The sequence below is a fragment of the Streptomyces sp. NPDC052079 genome, from assembly GCF_040680275.1.
In the GTDB taxonomy this organism is placed as follows: domain Bacteria; phylum Actinomycetota; class Actinomycetes; order Streptomycetales; family Streptomycetaceae; genus Streptomyces.
On record NZ_JBFAWL010000001.1, the window covers coordinates 288,083 to 304,189 of the forward strand.

Here is a 16,107-nt window from a genome sequence, read left to right on the forward strand (position 1 = left end):
GACAGCCATGGCTATCTTCCTCAACAAGGACTCCAAGGTCATCGTCCAGGGCATGACCGGTGCCACGGGCATGAAGCACACCAAGCTCATGCTGGCCGACGGCACGAACATCGTCGGTGGCGTGAACCCGCGCAAGGCCGGCACCTCCGTCGACATCGACGGCAACGAGATCCCGGTCTTCGGCACGGTCGCCGAGGCGATGGAGAAGACGGGCGCCAACGTGTCCGTCCTCTTCGTGCCGCCGCCGTTCGCCAAGGCCGCCGTCGTCGAGGCCATCGACGCCGAGATCCCGCTCGCGGTCGTCATCACCGAGGGCATCGCGGTGCACGACTCCGCCGCCTTCTACGCGTACGCCGTGGAGAAGGGCAACAAGACCCGGATCATCGGCCCCAACTGCCCGGGCCTGATCACCCCCGGTCAGTCCAACGCCGGCATCATCCCGGGCGACATCACCAAGCCCGGCCGCATCGGCCTGGTGTCGAAGTCCGGCACGCTGACGTACCAGATGATGTACGAGCTGCGTGACATCGGCTTCTCCTCCGCCGTCGGCATCGGTGGCGACCCGGTCATCGGCACCACGCACATCGACGCGCTGGCCGCGTTCGAGGCCGACCCCGACACCGACCTGATCGTGATGATCGGTGAGATCGGCGGCGACGCCGAGGAGCGGGCCGCGGCCTTCATCAAGGAGAACGTGACGAAGCCGGTCGTCGGCTACGTCGCGGGCTTCACCGCGCCCGAGGGCAAGACCATGGGCCACGCCGGCGCCATCGTCTCCGGCTCCTCCGGTACGGCCGCCGCCAAGAAGGAGGCCCTCGAGGCCGCCGGCGTCAAGGTCGGCAAGACGCCGACCGAGACGGCGAAGCTGGCGCGCGCGATCCTCGCCGGCTGAGCCGGGTCACTCGCGCAGAACACCGCACGGTCGGGCCCGTTCCCCGCAAGGGGGGACGGGCCCGCCGTCGTTGCGGCGGGGGTCATCGTGCCTGCGGCAGCAGCCGTTCCGGTCCTCCCGGCAGCTGCTTCCGCAGCTTGGCGCGCAGCTTCCGCTGGTCCTCCGACAGGGGGCCGGGTGCCATACGCGGCGGCACACCCTGGACCGTCTCGCCCGGCGGCACCGGTGGCTCGTACCGGGTGGGGGACGTGTGCAGGGTGAGAGCCGTGGTGCCGATCAGGGCGGCGGTGAAGGCGATGGCCGACCGGGTCCAGAAGCGCGCCCGGCGCTCGCTGCCGCGCCGCACCGCGGGTGGTTCGGCGGCCCGCAGCCGCCCGGTGGATGCGAGTTCGGCGAGCCGCTGGTGCAGTTCGCGCGGGTCCGACAGCTCCGGCAGCCGGGCGGCGACGGTGTCCCGCGCGTGCATCAGCCGGCCGGCCGCCGCCCGGGTGGTGGCCTCCGTCTCCGCGGCCGTCTCCGGCAGGCCGAGGCCGACCCCGTCGTACAGCAGAAGCGTGCGGCGGTACGGCGGCGGCAGGCGCAGCAGGGCGTCGAGAAGTGTGCGGTCGTCTTGCCGGGGCGGCGGCGGCTCGGGCTGCCGGTAGCGGCGGCGGAACCGGTGCCACGGGGACAGCGCACACTCGTGGGCCGCCGCGCGCACCCAGCCAGCCGGGTCCGGGTCGCGGGCCACCTCGGGCCAGCGGTCCCAGGCCAGCTGGAAGGCGCGCTCCACGGACTCGCGGGCGCGGTCGCGGCGGCCGCTGAGCAGGTACGTCTGCCGGAGGAGCGCGGGAGCGCAGAAGGAGTACAGGGCGTCGAAGGCCTCAGCGGGCGTCAGCCAGGCACCGTCGTCGCGCGGCGCCCGGGCCAGACCGGCCAGCAGTTGGGCATACGCCTCCCGCTTCCGCCCGCGCGGTGTCCTGCGGCCGGACTCCCACGCACGCACCCTGCCGGGCCGTACGCCGACCCGCTCGGCGAGCCGAGCACGCGTCAGCGCGTGCGCCTCGCGCAGACGTCGTCGTTCCTTGGGCGAGGGGAGCGGGGTGGCGGGGCTCCGTGTCACTGGGCGCCCCTCCGTACGGAAAAGTACATAAACGTATATTGAGCGACACAGCCGGGCTCCGCCCGTTACACCGGGAAAGCGCGTGTCGTTGGGAGCATGGCGGGCGTGATCCAGCTGACTGCTCGCCGCGCGACACCGGCCGCCCTGCTCACCCGGATGCGTGACCGCTCGCCGGGCCTGGCCTCCGGCCTCTTCGGCGGTGCCCTCGCGGCGGGGCTCGGGCTCGCGGCGTTCACCGTGCTGGTGATGCTGCTGTGGATGAGCTCGCTCTACCCCGACAGCGGACCCGGCGGCGCCCTGCACATCGCGGCGGCCCTGTGGCTGCTGGCGCACGGCGCGGAACTGGTCCGCACCGACACCCTCTCGGGCGTCCCCGCTCCCATGGGCCTCGCCCCGCTGCTGCTGCTCGTGCTGCCGGTATGGCTGCTCCACCGCGCGGCACGGGACGCCGCGGACGGCAACGCGGGCGACGAGGCGCCACTGGTTCCCGGCCGTACGGCACTGGTGGGCGTCGTCGCCGGCTACCTCGCCGTCGCCGCGCCCACCGCGCTCTACGCCGCCGGCGGTGCGCTGCGTCCCGCGTGGGCGGGGACGGGTGTGTGCGTGCCCCTGGTCGCCGTGCTGGCGGCGGGGAGCGGGGTGTGGACGGCGTACGGCCGCCCCAGCGGGCCCCTGGAACGGGTGCTGGGCCGGGTGCTGCCCAGGCGCGTACGCCATCTGGTCCTCGGGCCGGACGGCCGCCCCGGTGTCGCCGCGCGCGCCGCGGCGGCCGGGACGACGGTGCTGGTCGGCGGTGGGGCGTTGCTCCTCCTAGTGTCCCTGGGATGGCACGGAGGGGAGACCCGGAAGGCGTTCCTGCGGCTGACCGAGGGCTGGTCGGGATGGCTGGCCGTGCTGCTGCTCTGCGTCGCCCTGGCGCCTAACGCTGCCGTGTGGGCGGCCGCCTACGCCCTCGGCCCCGGCTTCCTCCTCGGCAGCGGCACCTCGGTGACCCCGCTCGCCTCCGCACCGGCCCCGCTGCTGCCCCCGTTCCCGCTGCTCACGGCGGTGCCGGACGCCGGGGCGGGGACGCCGGTGAACTGGGCCGCCGGGGCGGTGCCGATGGCGGCCGGGGTGGTGGCCGGGTGGTTCGTGGGCCGGGGCGCCACGATCAGCGGACGGGCGTCGGCCCCCGTGTGGACGGGCGGCCGGACAGCGGGGGCGGCGGTCCTGGCGGCGGCGCTGTGCGCGGCCCTGCTGTCGGTGCTCGCCGCGCTCGCGGGCGGCCCGCTGGGGGTGGCGGCGCTCTCCCGGTTCGGCCCGGTGTGGTGGCAGGTGGGGGTCGCGACACTGGTGTGGCTCGGCCCGGCGGCGGCCGCGACGTCGCTGGCGGTACGGGCCTGGCGGGCACGCCCGCTCACCGACCTCCCGGCGGGCCGGATCCCGGGGCCCGGCAGCCTCCGCCGACTGCCCCCGCGCCCGAGCCCCGCCGACGGCCGACGGTCGGGCTCCCGGTTCGGAACGCAAGGCAAGAAGTCCACTACGGCCGCACGACGCCACCCGGCGCCGGCCATCCCGGACGACGACCCGGACGAGCCGTACCTGCTCCCCGACCAGCCCTGAACACCCACGAGCACATACCGCCCCGCGACGACTGGAACCTGGGCGCCGTTTGGGAAGCGCCGCACCAGAGCCCCGTGTCGTCGGCGCCCCCTGGGTCACCGGAGGCGGGTGGCAGGTACGCAGCCCGGCGTTGGCGGGGTGCCGCTGCGCCCACCCTCCCCCACTCTCGACTTCGCTCGAGCGGGGGGACCCCCATCGCCCCAGCGGCACGACTGCCCGCAGCTGCGCGGGCGCAACCTCGCATGCTTCGGTTGGTGGTCAGTGAAGCGGTGTGCGTGGTCGCGCTTCGGGTCCGGGGGTTACTCGCCGTCGCCGAGTAGGCCGCGGAGTTGCTCCGGCAGGTGGTCGCTGCAGCTCTGGCGCGCCTCCTGGGTGAGGGCGTCGTTGGTACAGGTGTAGTAGTCGCTGTACACCAGCTGCGCGGCGAAGGACGCGGCGACCAGCGCGAGCGCCAGGGAGGCCGTGACCAGACCGCTCACCGCGGCCGTGGTCTGCGGGCGGCCCTTCTGCTCGGGCGCCGGCGTGTCCGGGTCCTGTCCGCGGGGCTTGGCGCGCAGGGCGCTGATGGCCCAGTACATGGCCAGGGCACCCAGCAGCAACGCCACGTACGGCCAGCTGAACAGGGCGAAGAAGAAGGCCCACATGCCGGACAGCAGGGCGTACCGCGCCCTGCGCTGGGCCGGGTCCGTGGGGTCCCAGCGGGGTGCCGGGCTCTGGGGACCGCCGCCCTGTCCCTCGGGGCCTCGCGGGCGCTCGCCGAAACCGCCGGGGGAGCGGCCGGGCTGGCGGTCGCTCCAGTTGCGGCCCCACGGGGAGCGGCCGCCGCCCTCCCCGCCCGAGGGGTGCCTCGGCTGCCAGGGCCGGTCGGGAGTCCCCTCCGGCGGCGGTGCGAACGGGTTGTCGTCCTGGGTGCCCTGCGTCTCCTCGGAGTCCTGGGGGTCCTGGGAGTCACGGCGCCGGTCGTCGCCGCTGCCCTGGGGGGCGTCCGGCGGGGAGGAGGGGCGCTCCCGGAGCAGCACGGCGCCACGCTCCCCTCCCTGGGCCGACTGCTGGGGGAACGTGAGGAGTCGCAGGCTGCGGTACGGCGTCAAGTGAGCGTCTTCCCCTTAATGAAGCACGGCGTGGTCCGGCGGCAGCCGCCTCGCACGACGTATCGACTACGACTGAGCTGTGAGCCGGTGCGTTCCCTTCGGCTCTCCGCGGCCCGGGTCCGTCATTCTGTGAACGCCCGGTGCGCGGTTCGCGTTCCCCCGCGCACGGGCTGTTTCCCGTCCGGCTTCCCGGACCGGCTCTTCCCAGACGCTACCTTCCGGCCACGCCCCCGTCCCCTGGGGGCCGCCGGGTGTGCCGGTATCGTTGCTGACGGTCGGCCGCTTCGTAGGCTTCCCCGTATGAGGGACCCCGAAGCATTCGTGTGAATGTACAAAGCGCTGTGCCGCCGACCGCGCAGACGCTCCCCGAGAAAGGGCCCCACCGTGGCCGCCAAGCCCGTGGCCGAGCGCGCGAGGCGTCTCGTCGTACTGGTTTCCGGATCCGGCACCAATCTGCAGGCGCTCCTCGACGAGATCGCCGCCACCGGCGCGGAGGCGTACGGGGCCGAGGTCGTGGCCGTCGGCGCCGACCGCGAGGGCATCGAGGGGCTGGCCCGCGCCGAGCGCGCCGGGCTGCCGACCTTCGTCCGCAAGGTCAGGGACTACCCGACCCGCGAGGAGTGGGACGCGGCGCTCGCCGAGGCCGTCGCCGCCCACGAGCCCGACCTCGTGGTGTCCGCCGGGTTCATGAAGATCGTGGGCAAGGAGTTCCTCGCACGCTTCGGCGGGCGGTTCGTCAACACCCACCCCGCCCTGCTGCCCAGTTTCCCCGGGGCCCACGGCGTCCGGGACGCGCTCGCGTACGGCGCCAGGGTCACCGGCTGCACCGTCCACTTCGTCGACGACGGCGTCGACACCGGGCCGATCATCGCGCAGGGCGTGGTGGAGATCCGGGACGAGGACGACGAGAGCGCTCTGCACGAGCGCATCAAGGAAGTCGAGCGAAGGCTGCTCGTCGAGGTCGTGGGGCGGCTCGCCCGCAACGGCTATCGCATTGAGGGACGAAAGGTAGTTATCCAGTGACCGCCGAGAGCAACAAGCGGGCCATCCGACGGGCGCTCGTCAGCGTCTACGACAAGACCGGCCTCGAGGACCTCGCGCGCGGCCTGCACGAGGCCGGCGTGGAGCTCGTCTCCACCGGATCCACCGCCGCGAAGATCGCCGCCGCGGGCGTCCCCGTCACCAAGGTCGAGGAGCTCACCGGCTTCCCCGAGTGCCTGGACGGCCGCGTCAAGACCCTGCACCCGAAGGTCCACGCCGGCATCCTCGCCGACCTGCGTCTGGACGACCACCAGCGACAGCTCACCGAGCTGGGCGTGGAGCCGTTCGACCTGGTGGTCGTCAACCTCTACCCGTTCCGTGAGACCGTGGCCTTCGGCGCCACGCCCGACGAGTGCGTGGAGCAGATCGACATCGGCGGCCCGTCGATGGTGCGCGCCGCCGCCAAGAACCACCCCTCGGTCGCGGTGGTCACCAGCCCCGCTCGGTACGCCGACGTCCTCGCGGCCGTCCGCGACGGCGGCTTCGACCTCACCACCCGCAAGCGGCTCGCCGCCGAGGCCTTCCAGCACACGGCGGCCTACGACGTGGCCGTGGCGAGCTGGTTCGCGTCCGAGTACGCGCCCGTCGACGATTCCCGGTTCCCCGACTTCCTCGGGGCCACCTGGGAGCGCAAGAACACCCTCCGCTATGGCGAGAACCCGCACCAGCCGGCGGCCCTGTACGTGTCCGGCACGGGCGGCCTCGCCGAGGCCGAGCAGTTGCACGGCAAGGAGATGTCCTACAACAACTACACGGACACCGACGCCGCGCTGCGTGCCGCGTACGACCACGACGCCCCGGCCGTCGCGATCATCAAGCACGCCAACCCGTGCGGCATCGCGGTCGGTGCGGACGTCGCCGAGGCGCACCGCAAGGCGCACGCCTGCGACCCGCTGTCGGCGTTCGGCGGTGTGATCGCGGTCAACCGCCCGGTGTCCAGGGAGATGGCCGAGCAGGTCGCGGAGATCTTCACCGAGGTGATCGTCGCGCCGGACTACGAGGAGGGCGCCCTCGACGCCCTCACCAGGAAGAAGAACATCCGCGTCCTGCGCGCCCCCGAGGCCCCGAGCGCCCCGGTCGAGATGAAGCCGATCGACGGCGGCGCCCTCCTGCAGGTCACCGACCGCCTCCAGGCCGAGGGCGACGATCCGGCCACCTGGACACTGGCCACCGGCGAGGCCCTGTCCGAGGCCGAGCTGGCCGACCTGGCCTTCGCCTGGAAGGCCTGCCGCGCGGTGAAGTCCAACGCTATCCTGCTCGCCAAGGACGGCGCCTCCGTCGGCGTCGGCATGGGCCAGGTCAACCGCGTCGACTCCGCGAAGCTGGCGGTGGAGCGGGCGGGTGCCGAGCGCGCGGCCGGTTCGTACGCGGCCTCGGACGCGTTCTTCCCGTTCCCGGACGGCCTGGAGATCCTCACCGGGGCCGGAGTGAAGGCCGTGGTCCAGCCCGGCGGCTCGGTCCGTGACGAACTGGTCGTCGAGGCCGCCAAGAAGGCCGGCGTGACCATGTACTTCACGGGCACGCGGCACTTCTTCCACTGATTCCACTGACGGATCCGTGTGCCCGGCCGCCGACGAGTCGGCCGGGCACACGGGAGTCCTACCGGTCCACCTCGTACTGGCCGGACTCCAGGAAGTACCGCAGTTCCTCGGGCGTACCGTCGATGACGTCCTGCGCGGCCGCGCGGAGAGCATCGCTGATGTCCGGATCGGCCAGCATCCGGGCGACGGTGACCCGGTCGTCCTCGGCCTGCGCGAGGCGGTAGCCGGTCTCCAGGAAGGCGCGGGCGGCCTCCGGGGTGCCGGCGTCCAGGGCTTCGCCGGCCTCGCGCCTGACGGCCCTGCCGGAGTCGGGATCGGCCAGGATGCGGGTGATGGCGACCCGGTCGTCCTCGAACCGCGCGAGGCGGAGCCCGGTCTCCAGGAAGGCGCGTACGACTTCGGGGCTGCCGTCGTCGAGGGCCCTGGTCGCCTCCCGGACGACGGCGCGTCCGGAAGCGGGGTCGCCGAGGAGACGGACGATGGCCACGCGGTCGTCGTCGGCCTGCGCGAGGCGGTAGCCGGTCCTCAGGAACTCCCTCATGTCCTCCACGGTGCCGTCGAGGGCCTCGTTGGCCGCCTCGGTGACGCCGCGACCGGAGTCCGGGTCGGCCAGGATGCGGACGATGGTGACACGGAGCTCCTCCTCCGACATCTCGTCCACCGGCGTGCCGGGGTCGACGACGCTCGGCGCGGCCGTCACGGCGACGGACACCGGTGCCGTGTCCGCGGCAACGGCGGGGGTGGTGAGGAGGAGCGCCGGCGCCAGTGCCGTACCGGCCACCAGCAGAGCACCGCGGGTCAGTCTCATACGCGAACCTTCCTTGTGCACAAGGGCGTTGACGGAGGACGGCGGAGCGAGCCGTCTCGAACACCCTTTCACTTTCCGGCTCGGAGATCACTGCCGGATCCGGGCAGTCCTGACGTCCCGTCATTGCCGGGCGCGGGCCGCCCTGTGGAGCCGCCCCCGGGACGCACAAGGGCCGTGTCCCCCGGTACGGGTGGGACACGGCCCTTGCGGTGGTGAACGGCGGGCATCCGCCCGGGGGTTCAGTACCTCGGTCGCCTGAACCAGTCCGCGCTGGTCCGCTTGGCCGCGAAGACGATCACCAGGATCGAGACGATCATGATGAGCAGGCCGAGGCCGTACAGGGCCAGCGAGAAGATGCCGCTGACGATCGCGAACGAGGCGTACACGATGGAGCAGACACGGACGCCGTTGCCGCCCTTGGCGTACTGCAGCAGCAGCACCAGGCCGAGGATCGCGAAGACGGCGGCCAGGCCCAGGAAGAAGACGACGACACCCTTGCCCAGGTCGGCGTAACGCTCGGCCTCGGCGTCACCGGTGACGCCGGCCTCGAGCATCCTCTCGTCCCACTCGCCCAGATACTTGCCGTACACGGCCGCGATGATGACGTGCGCCACGGCGATCACGGCGAGCAGGATCTGCGCGGCGCGCGTGATGCCGGGCATCTGGGCGGGGGCGTAACCGCCGCCGTACGGCTGGGACACCGGCGGGGCGGAGGGGTAGCCGTAGCCCTGCTGCGGGGCGCCGGGCTGCTGGGGGTAGCCGTAGCCGGGGCCCGCCGGGGGCTGCTGGGGCGGCTGCCCGTAAGGGTTGTTCGGGTCGCCGAAACTCATGGCGGTTCTTCCTCCGTTTGTGCTCCAGGTGCGGGGACGACGCGAGGGCCGGCTCGGAGGAAGTTCTACAGGTGCGGTCCGTCCCCCCGGTTCTGCCCGCGGCACCGTGCCACTCATCGTTCTTGACCGTTCCTTTCCTTGTCCAGCCGTACGCCATATGTGTTGTGCAAGTGCAACATCACTGATCTTGGGCGGATTCGGACGGAAGGGAGCGGAGAGGGGCCCGCGTGCGCCGCCGTGGCCCGGAATGCGGGCTGATTGGAACCCGGGCCCGGTCATCCGCGAGGATGGGGCCATGACCGCCCAGATTCTCGATGGCAAGGCCACCGCAGCCGAGATCAAGTCCGATCTGTCCGCCCGCGTGGCGGCGCTGAAGGAGAAAGGCGTCACGCCCGGCCTCGGCACGATCCTCGTCGGGGAGGACCCCGGCAGCCAGAAGTACGTCGCAGGCAAGCACCGTGACTGTGCCCAGGTGGGCATCGCCTCCATCCAGCGCGAACTGCCGGGAACGGCCACGCAGGAGGAGATCGAGGCGGTCGTCCGGGAGTTGAACGAGGACCCAGCCTGCACCGGTTACATCGTCCAGCTGCCGCTGCCCAAGGGCGTCGACGAGAACCGCATCCTCGAACTGATGGACCCGGAGAAGGACGCCGACGGCCTCCACCCGATGAACCTCGGCCGTCTCGTTCTCAACGAGCCGGCCCCCCTGCCCTGCACCCCCAACGGCATCATCACCCTGCTGCGCCGCCACGGCGTGGAGATCAAGGGCGCCGAGGTCGTGGTCGTCGGGCGCGGGGTGACCATCGGCCGCCCAATGCCGCTGCTGCTCACCCGGCGCAGCGAGAACGCCACCGTGACCCAGTGCCACACCGGCACGCGTGACCTCGGGGCCCATCTCCGTCGCGCGGACATCATCGTGGCCGCGGCCGGCAGTGCCCACCTGGTCCGTCCCGAGGACGTCAAGCCGGGCGCCGCCGTCCTCGACGTGGGTGTCTCCCGCAGTGCCGAGGGCAAGATCGTGGGCGACGTCCACCCGGGTGTCGCCGAGGTGGCCGGCTGGGTCGCTCCGAACCCCGGCGGTGTGGGCCCCATGACCCGGGCCCAGCTGCTGGTCAACGTGGTCGAGGCGGCGGAGCGCAGTGTCGGCTGAGCGGAACACCCCCGGCGCCCCGGACGCCCCCAGCGACCCGGACGCCCCCAGCGACCCGGACGTCCGCGACGCCCCGGACGTCCCCGACGCCGCCGGGGCGGCGCCGGAGCGGCCCGAGGACGTCACGGTCCGGGACCCCGTCAGCGCGCCCGACGCGGAGGGCCGGCCGCGCCGCACCACCCGCCGGTTCCCGCTGTTCACCCGGGACACCGCGCGTCCCGAGGGCGGCGGCAGGGCGGCGCCGGGTGACGCCCCCGCGCCCGCCCGCCAGTGGCCGATCCTCGCCGTGCTGCTCACGGTCGGACTGGGGCTGCTGGTGACCGCGCTGGACCAGTTCCGGCTCGGCACCTTGCTGGTGGGCGTGGCCCTGGTGGCCGGGGCCCTGCTGCGCTGGCTGGTGCCGGACGTCGGCATGCTCGCGGTGCGCTCCCGCTTCACGGACATCGTCACGTACGGCGGGCTGGGTCTGGGCATCGTGCTGCTGGCGCTGATGGTCCAGCCGGAGCCGAAGGTGAGGATTCCGTTCCTGGCGGATCTGCTGCACTTCACGATCAGCGGTTGAGCCGGCGAGGAACACGGGCGGCCGGCCGGAAACGACACCGAACCGCCGCGGACGGCGGCCCGTCCACACCCCCGTGAGAGGACGGGCCGCCGTCGCGCACCACACTCCTGCACGGCGAAGTGCCTGTTCAACGGCTGCCCGGCCGCTGTGGCACGGAAGTGACCATTCCGCTACGTCTCCCGGAATCCCCGGACAGGTCCGCGATGCGACCGCGACACCTTCGCGACAGATTGGGTGTCGGTCCGTGTTCATGTATTGACAAGTTCGAAGATGTACGACGAAGTAGGGGAGGGTGGGGTCAGCCTGAACAATGGGGACGGTTCAGGACGTCCCGCTCGCCAGTTACGGGTTCTGTTCGGTCGAGGGGGTGACCGATGGGACACTGGAGCGCAACAAGCAGGCAGGCGTGCGACGTTGCACGTCTGCGGCCCTGATGCTCCCGTGCGCCCCCACCCCGGGAACTGAGACCCTGCCTGGTGGCATCCCTGTGGGTAGCCGGACGGGGACTCGGCAGAGGGCACCATGCGCGAGGGAAGAACCAGCACGAACCGGGGGGAAGAGGGGGGAAGCAATGCCTCGTTGGAAGGCCTTGCCGGATGAGCTCGATCCGCAGATCAGGGAGTTCACGAGCCAGCTCAGGCGGGTCGTGGACCGCAGTGGCCTGAGCGTCGCGTCGGTCTCCGACCGCACGGGCTACAGCAAGACGTCCTGGGAGCGTTATCTGAACGGCCGGCTGCTCGCGCCCAAGGGCGCGATCGTGGCCCTGGCCGAGGTCACCGGGACCAACCCGTTGCACCTCACCACGATGTGGGAGCTGGCCGAGCGTGCCTGGAGCCGCTCGGAGATGCGGCACGACATGACCATGGAGGCGATCCGGATCTCGCAGGCGCGTGCCGCGCTGAGCGAGCTGTCCGGGCCGTCGTCGGGCGGCAGATCCCGCAAGGGCGGGGCCGCGGTCCGTCCGGGTGTGGCGGGACCCGCCGGTGTCGCGCCCACCGTGCCGGCGCAGCCGACCGCCTCGGACGTACGCGACGCCGTCGGGGGCGTGCGGGCGGACGGCGCGTCCGGCAACTCCTGGGGTGTCTCCGGGCCCGCCGGGTCGCCGCAGCCGGGCCGTCGCGGCCCCGGTGCCGCGACCGCACCGCCCGCCGGTGGCGGGCGTACGCCGGGAGCGCACGGCGCGCCGCCCCGCGGCACGTCCGGCCACGGCCGTTCGGGCGGCTCCAGCCGCTCCGGCGGCAAGAACCGGACGTCGACGTTCATCGCGGGTGCGCTGGGCGCCCTGGTGGTGGTCGCCGCGGGGTTCTACGTCGTCGGGACCGAGGGTGACAAGAAGAAGGACGAGACGCAGAAGTCCCCGTCGCCCACCGTGACCACCGACGCGAACCTGCCCCCGGGTGTGGAGTGCAGCGGGACGAGCTGCGACGGCAAGGACGCGGAGGTCATGGGGTGCAGCGGTGACCTCGTCACCACGGCGCAGACCGGGACCGTCGGCACCACCACGGTGGAGGTCCGCTACAGCAAGACGTGCGGCGCGGCGTGGGGGCGGATCACCCAGGCGACGCAGGGCGACACGGTCGAGATCACCGCGGGTACGTCGAAGCAGAGCGACACCATCTCCGCGGCCGGCGACACGGTCGCCTACACGATGATGGTGCCGGCGAAGAGCGCGACCGAGGCGAAGGCCTGCGTGACCCTGGCCGCGTCCGGCGAGAAGGGCTGCGCCGAGTAGCCCCGCGCCCCGACGCGGGGTCCTCCCGCGTCGGGTGCCGCACGTCTGACCCGGGCGGGGCGCTCGTACGGCCCGGGCGGGGCGCCGGTATGGGCCGGGCGGGGCTCCTACGGGCTGGGTGGTGCGCTTGTACAGGCCGCGCGGGGCGCACGTGTGGGCCAGGCGGGGCTCGTACCGGCCGGGTGGTGTGCTCCTACGGCGGCGGGTGGTGCGCTCCTACGGGCCGGGTGGTGCGCTCCTAGGGCCCGGGCGGGGCTCATACCGGCCGGGTGGTGTGCTCCTACGGCTCGGGCGGGGCGCCCGTACGGCCCGGATGGTGTGCTCGTACGGTCCGGTGGTGTGCTCGTACGGTCCGGGTGGTGCGCTCGTACGGTCCGGTGGTGTGCTCGTACCGCCCGGGTGGTCGGCCCGGGTGGTGCGATCGTACGGTCCGGTGGTGCGCTCGTACGGCCCGGGTGGTGTGTGTAGGCCATACGGGCACATAAGTGTGCGGAATTCGTGGGGACGTGCATGAGGGCGCGAAAGACGGGCACGCGGAAAGTACCCCCACGGGAGTCCGGCACGGTCGGTCCCCGACGGCGGCCGCCCCGCCCCCACCTCTCCCGGACGGAGCGGCCGCCCCCTTCTGTGCCCTCCCGGACGCCCGAGTACGCGTACGGTCACTCTGTGGGACGGGCCACAGGGAGCCCGGCCGTCCGCGGTCACGGATGCGCGATAGCCTGACCGCTGGATCTCTCTTGACGCCAAGAGATCGATCATGCGAACCGGTGATCGATCATCGTGGCGGACGCCGGTCACGAGCCGGAGCGGGATCCCGCACCCCGGGGCAGGGACCGCCCCACCGCCAGCTGTCATACGGAGAACGCCATGACCCGCACTCCCGTGAATGTCACCGTCACCGGCGCGGCCGGCCAGATCGGTTACGCCCTGCTCTTCCGCATCGCCTCCGGCCAGCTGCTCGGCGCGGACGTGCCGGTCAAGCTGCGCCTGCTGGAGATCACCCCGGCGCTGAAGGCCGCCGAGGGCACGGCCATGGAGCTGGACGACTGCGCGTTCCCGCTCCTGCAGGGCATCGACATCACGGACGACCCGAACGTGGCCTTCGACGGCGCCAACGTCGCACTCCTCGTGGGTGCCCGTCCGCGCACCAAGGGCATGGAGCGCGGTGACCTCCTGGAGGCCAACGGCGGCATCTTCAAGCCGCAGGGCCAGGCCATCAACGCCCACGCCGCGGACGACGTCCGCGTCCTGGTCGTCGGCAACCCGGCCAACACCAACGCCCTGATCGCCCAGGCCGCCGCCCCGGACGTGCCCGCCGAGCGGTTCACCGCCATGACCCGCCTGGACCACAACCGCGCGCTGACCCAGCTGTCGAAGAAGACCGGCGTCCCGGTCACCGAGATCAAGAAGCTGACGATCTGGGGCAACCACTCCGCCACCCAGTACCCGGACATCTTCCACGCCACCGTCGCCGGCAAGAACGCCGCCGAGGTCGTGGGCGACGAGAAGTGGCTGGCCGAGGACTTCATCCCGACCGTCGCCAAGCGCGGGGCCGCGATCATTGAGGCCCGCGGCGCCTCGTCGGCCGCCTCCGCCGCCAACGCCGCCATCGACCACGTGTACAACTGGGTCAACGGCACCGACGAGGGGGACTGGGTCTCCATGGGCATCCCGTCGGACGGCTCCTACGGCGTTCCGGAGGGCCTCATCTCCTCCTTCCCGGTCACCGTCAAGGACGGGAAGTACGAGATCGTCCAGGGCCTGGAGATCAACGACTTCTCCCGCGCCCGCATCGACGCCTCCGTCAAGGAGCTCGAGGAGGAGCGCGAGGCGGTCCGCGGCCTCGGCCTCATCTGATCCCGCCCGCCCAGGGTCTCGGGCCCCGCACCGGTTCCGCCGGTGCGGGGCCCGCCGCGTTCAGTAGCCGCCCGAGTGATTGCCGACTGTTGTCAGGCGACCACAAACTGGGGGATTTGTGTCGTTTTCTCCTTTGATTCAGTGACTCGGCGCACTTCCGGCCTTGAATTCGGCATGCATTCGGGGCCCCAGGGCAGGAGCACCCGGTCCCGTGGATGACACGTGTGTGATGCACGGACGCTGAACAGGAACGGAAGGCAGTAACCGATCATGGCGGACAGTACAGAACTTCGGGTGCGCGGCACCATCCACGCGGGAGGCGAGTGGCGGACCGCCGTCTCCGGGGCCACCCGCGAGATCCTCGACCCCGCGGACGCCCGGCCCTTCGCCGTGGTCGCGGAGGGCGACGAGAAGGACACCGACCTCGCGGTGGCCGCCGCGCGCCGCGCCTTCGACGAGGGGCCGTGGCCGCACACGCCCGTCGCCGAACGGGCCGCGCTGCTGCGCCGCGTGGCCGATCTGCTGGTGCGCGACCGCGAGGAACTGGGGCTGCTGGAGAGCCGGGACGCCGGGAAGACCGTCGAGGAGGGCCGCGTCGACATCGACTGCGTCGCCGACGCCTTCCGCTACTTCGCCGACCTCGTCGCCGGGGAGGCCCCCGGACGGGTCGTCGACGCCGGCTCGCCCGACATCCACAGCGTGGTCGTGCACGAGCCGGTCGGCGTCTGCGCGCTGATCACGCCCTGGAACTACCCGCTGCTGCAGGCCAGTTGGAAGATCGCCCCGGCCCTTGCGGCCGGCAACACCTTCGTGGTCAAGCCCAGCGAGATCACCCCGCTCACCACCGTCGCCCTCATCGAGCTGCTGATCGAGGCCGGACTGCCCGCCGGCGTCGCCAACATCGTCACCGGCCCCGGTCACACCGTCGGCGCCCGGATGGCCGAGCACCCCGACGTCGACCTGGTCTCCTTCACCGGTGGTCTGGTCAGCGGCACGAAGGTCGCCCAGGCCGCCGCCCCGGGCGTGAAGAAGGTTGCCCTCGAACTGGGCGGCAAGAACCCCAACGTGGTCTTCGCCGACGCCTGCGCCACCGAGGAGGGCTTCGACACCGCCGTGGACCAGGCCCTCAACGCGGCCTTCATCCACAGCGGCCAGGTGTGCTCCGCGGGTGCGCGGCTCATCGTCGAGGAGTCGGTCCGCGACCGCTTCGTCGCCGAACTCGCCCGCCGTGCCGGACGGATCAGGCTCGGCCGGGGCACCGAGGACGGCGTCGAGTGCGGGCCGCTGGTCTCCGCCCAGCAGCGCGCGAAGGTCGAGGCATACGTCGAGTCCGCGCTCCAGGAAGGCGCGGTGCTGCGCTGCGGCGGCAAGCGGCCCGAGCCGTCCGCCGAACGCCCCGAGACCGGCTACTTCTACGAGCCGACCGTCCTCGACCGCTGCCACCGTGAGATGCGCGTCGTGCGCGAGGAGGTCTTCGGACCGGTCCTCACCGTCGAGACCTTCCGCACCGAGGACGAGGCCGTCGCCCTCGCCAACGACACCGAGTACGGACTGGCCGGCGCCGTATGGACCGCCGACGCGGGCCGCGCCCGGCGCGTGGCCGGACGGCTGCGCCACGGCACCGTCTGGATCAACGACTTCCACCCCTACCTCCCCCAGGCGGAGTGGGGCGGCTTCGGCAAGAGCGGAGTCGGCCGCGAACTCGGCCCGGCCGGACTCGCCGAGTACCGCGAGACCAAGCACGTCTACCAGAACCTGGCGCCCAGGCCGGTGCGCTGGTTCACGGGCTGAGCCCGCAGGCCCGCCGGGCGGTGTCCCCGCACCGCCCCTTCTCCCCGCACCGGCCCTCTCCTGCGGCACCGCCGCCCTCCGGCGGTACCGCCCCCCTCCACGTACCGC

At 72.6% G+C, this 16,107-nt stretch carries 13 protein-coding genes; 9 read left to right on the plus strand and 4 right to left on the minus strand.

The genetic code is table 11. The features are described from left to right. Positions 1 to 7 precede the first annotated feature (7 nt). Positions 8 to 892, plus strand: a complete 885-nt coding sequence (gene sucD / locus AB0L56_RS01460; RefSeq protein WP_361021537.1) for a succinate--CoA ligase subunit alpha — start codon at positions 8 to 10, stop codon at positions 890 to 892. Between the two features lie 82 nt (positions 893 to 974). Here the strand turns inward: sucD and AB0L56_RS01465 are convergent, their stop codons facing one another. Further along, on the minus strand, positions 975 to 1,994 hold the full coding sequence (locus tag AB0L56_RS01465) for a helix-turn-helix domain-containing protein (protein ID WP_365417674.1): 1,020 nt from the start codon (positions 1,992 to 1,994) through the stop codon (positions 975 to 977). A gap of 96 nt (positions 1,995 to 2,090) precedes the next feature. Here AB0L56_RS01465 and AB0L56_RS01470 point away from each other — a divergent pair, with 96 nt between their 5' ends. Then, positions 2,091 to 3,596, plus strand: a complete 1,506-nt coding sequence (locus tag AB0L56_RS01470) for a DUF6350 family protein (protein ID WP_365417677.1) — start codon at positions 2,091 to 2,093, stop codon at positions 3,594 to 3,596. Positions 3,597 to 3,895: 299 nt separating this feature from the next. Here the strand turns inward: AB0L56_RS01470 and AB0L56_RS01475 are convergent, their stop codons facing one another. Then, complete coding sequence (locus AB0L56_RS01475) at positions 3,896 to 4,687, minus strand: hypothetical protein (protein WP_361021546.1); 792 nt, start codon at positions 4,685 to 4,687, stop codon at positions 3,896 to 3,898. 384 nt (positions 4,688 to 5,071) lie between these two features. On the opposite strand from AB0L56_RS01475, the gene purN reads away from it, so the two are divergent. Continuing rightward, complete coding sequence (gene purN, locus AB0L56_RS01480; protein ID WP_361021549.1) at positions 5,072 to 5,710, plus strand: phosphoribosylglycinamide formyltransferase; 639 nt, start codon at positions 5,072 to 5,074, stop codon at positions 5,708 to 5,710. Further along, positions 5,707 to 7,269 (plus strand): bifunctional phosphoribosylaminoimidazolecarboxamide formyltransferase/IMP cyclohydrolase, encoded by a 1,563-nt coding sequence (gene purH, locus AB0L56_RS01485; RefSeq protein WP_365417680.1) that lies wholly within the window; start codon positions 5,707 to 5,709, stop codon positions 7,267 to 7,269. Before purN ends, purH begins: the two co-directional genes overlap by 4 nt. Positions 7,270 to 7,327: 58 nt before the next feature. On the opposite strand, the gene AB0L56_RS01490 is transcribed toward purH, so the two are convergent. Together AB0L56_RS01490 and AB0L56_RS01495 are read right to left on the minus strand one after the other, a co-directional pair. Beyond that, positions 7,328 to 8,077, minus strand: a complete 750-nt coding sequence (locus tag AB0L56_RS01490; protein ID WP_365417683.1) for an ALF repeat-containing protein — start codon at positions 8,075 to 8,077, stop codon at positions 7,328 to 7,330. 239 nt (positions 8,078 to 8,316) lie between these two features. Further along, a complete protein-coding gene (locus AB0L56_RS01495; RefSeq protein WP_365417685.1) occupies positions 8,317 to 8,907 on the minus strand; it encodes a hypothetical protein in 591 nt (196 codons plus the stop codon). A gap of 295 nt (positions 8,908 to 9,202) precedes the next feature. Between AB0L56_RS01495 and AB0L56_RS01500 the strand changes: the two genes are divergently transcribed. The 5 genes from AB0L56_RS01500 (at position 9,203) to AB0L56_RS01520 (ending at position 15,999) form a co-directional block, all read left to right on the plus strand. After that, complete coding sequence (locus AB0L56_RS01500) at positions 9,203 to 10,057, plus strand: bifunctional methylenetetrahydrofolate dehydrogenase/methenyltetrahydrofolate cyclohydrolase (protein WP_361021560.1); 855 nt, start codon at positions 9,203 to 9,205, stop codon at positions 10,055 to 10,057. Continuing rightward, positions 10,047 to 10,619: a DUF3017 domain-containing protein gene (locus AB0L56_RS01505; protein WP_365417688.1), complete on the plus strand. Its 573-nt coding sequence runs from the start codon at positions 10,047 to 10,049 to the stop codon at positions 10,617 to 10,619. The genes AB0L56_RS01500 and AB0L56_RS01505 overlap by 11 nt, the downstream gene beginning before the upstream one ends. Before the next feature lie 571 nt (positions 10,620 to 11,190). After that, positions 11,191 to 12,351: a DUF2690 domain-containing protein gene (locus tag AB0L56_RS01510; RefSeq protein ID WP_365417690.1), complete on the plus strand. Its 1,161-nt coding sequence runs from the start codon at positions 11,191 to 11,193 to the stop codon at positions 12,349 to 12,351. 867 nt (positions 12,352 to 13,218) lie between these two features. Further along, positions 13,219 to 14,208 carry a malate dehydrogenase gene (locus AB0L56_RS01515; protein WP_361021569.1) on the plus strand — a complete coding sequence of 330 codons (990 nt, stop codon included), beginning with the start codon at positions 13,219 to 13,221 and terminating at the stop codon, positions 14,206 to 14,208. A 270-nt stretch (positions 14,209 to 14,478) separates the two neighbouring features. Continuing rightward, the gene (locus AB0L56_RS01520; RefSeq protein ID WP_365417694.1) at positions 14,479 to 15,999 is read left to right on the plus strand and encodes an aldehyde dehydrogenase family protein; all 1,521 of its coding nucleotides are present in this window, start codon (positions 14,479 to 14,481) and stop codon (positions 15,997 to 15,999) included. Positions 16,000 to 16,107: the final 108 nt, after the last annotated feature.

Coding starts and splice junctions, on each gene's coding strand:
- AB0L56_RS01500 (WP_361021560.1), top strand. CDS start 9,203: ATGACCGCCCAGATTCTCGATGGCAAGGCCACCGCAGCCGAGATCAAG.
- AB0L56_RS01490 (WP_365417683.1), bottom strand. CDS start 8,077: ATGAGACTGACCCGCGGTGCTCTGCTGGTGGCCGGTACGGCACTGGCG.
- AB0L56_RS01495 (WP_365417685.1), bottom strand. CDS start 8,907: ATGAGTTTCGGCGACCCGAACAACCCTTACGGGCAGCCGCCCCAGCAG.
- sucD (WP_361021537.1), top strand. CDS start 8: ATGGCTATCTTCCTCAACAAGGACTCCAAGGTCATCGTCCAGGGCATG.
- AB0L56_RS01520 (WP_365417694.1), top strand. CDS start 14,479: ATGGCGGACAGTACAGAACTTCGGGTGCGCGGCACCATCCACGCGGGA.
- AB0L56_RS01470 (WP_365417677.1), top strand. CDS start 2,091: ATGGCGGGCGTGATCCAGCTGACTGCTCGCCGCGCGACACCGGCCGCC.
- AB0L56_RS01510 (WP_365417690.1), top strand. CDS start 11,191: ATGCCTCGTTGGAAGGCCTTGCCGGATGAGCTCGATCCGCAGATCAGG.
- AB0L56_RS01515 (WP_361021569.1), top strand. CDS start 13,219: ATGACCCGCACTCCCGTGAATGTCACCGTCACCGGCGCGGCCGGCCAG.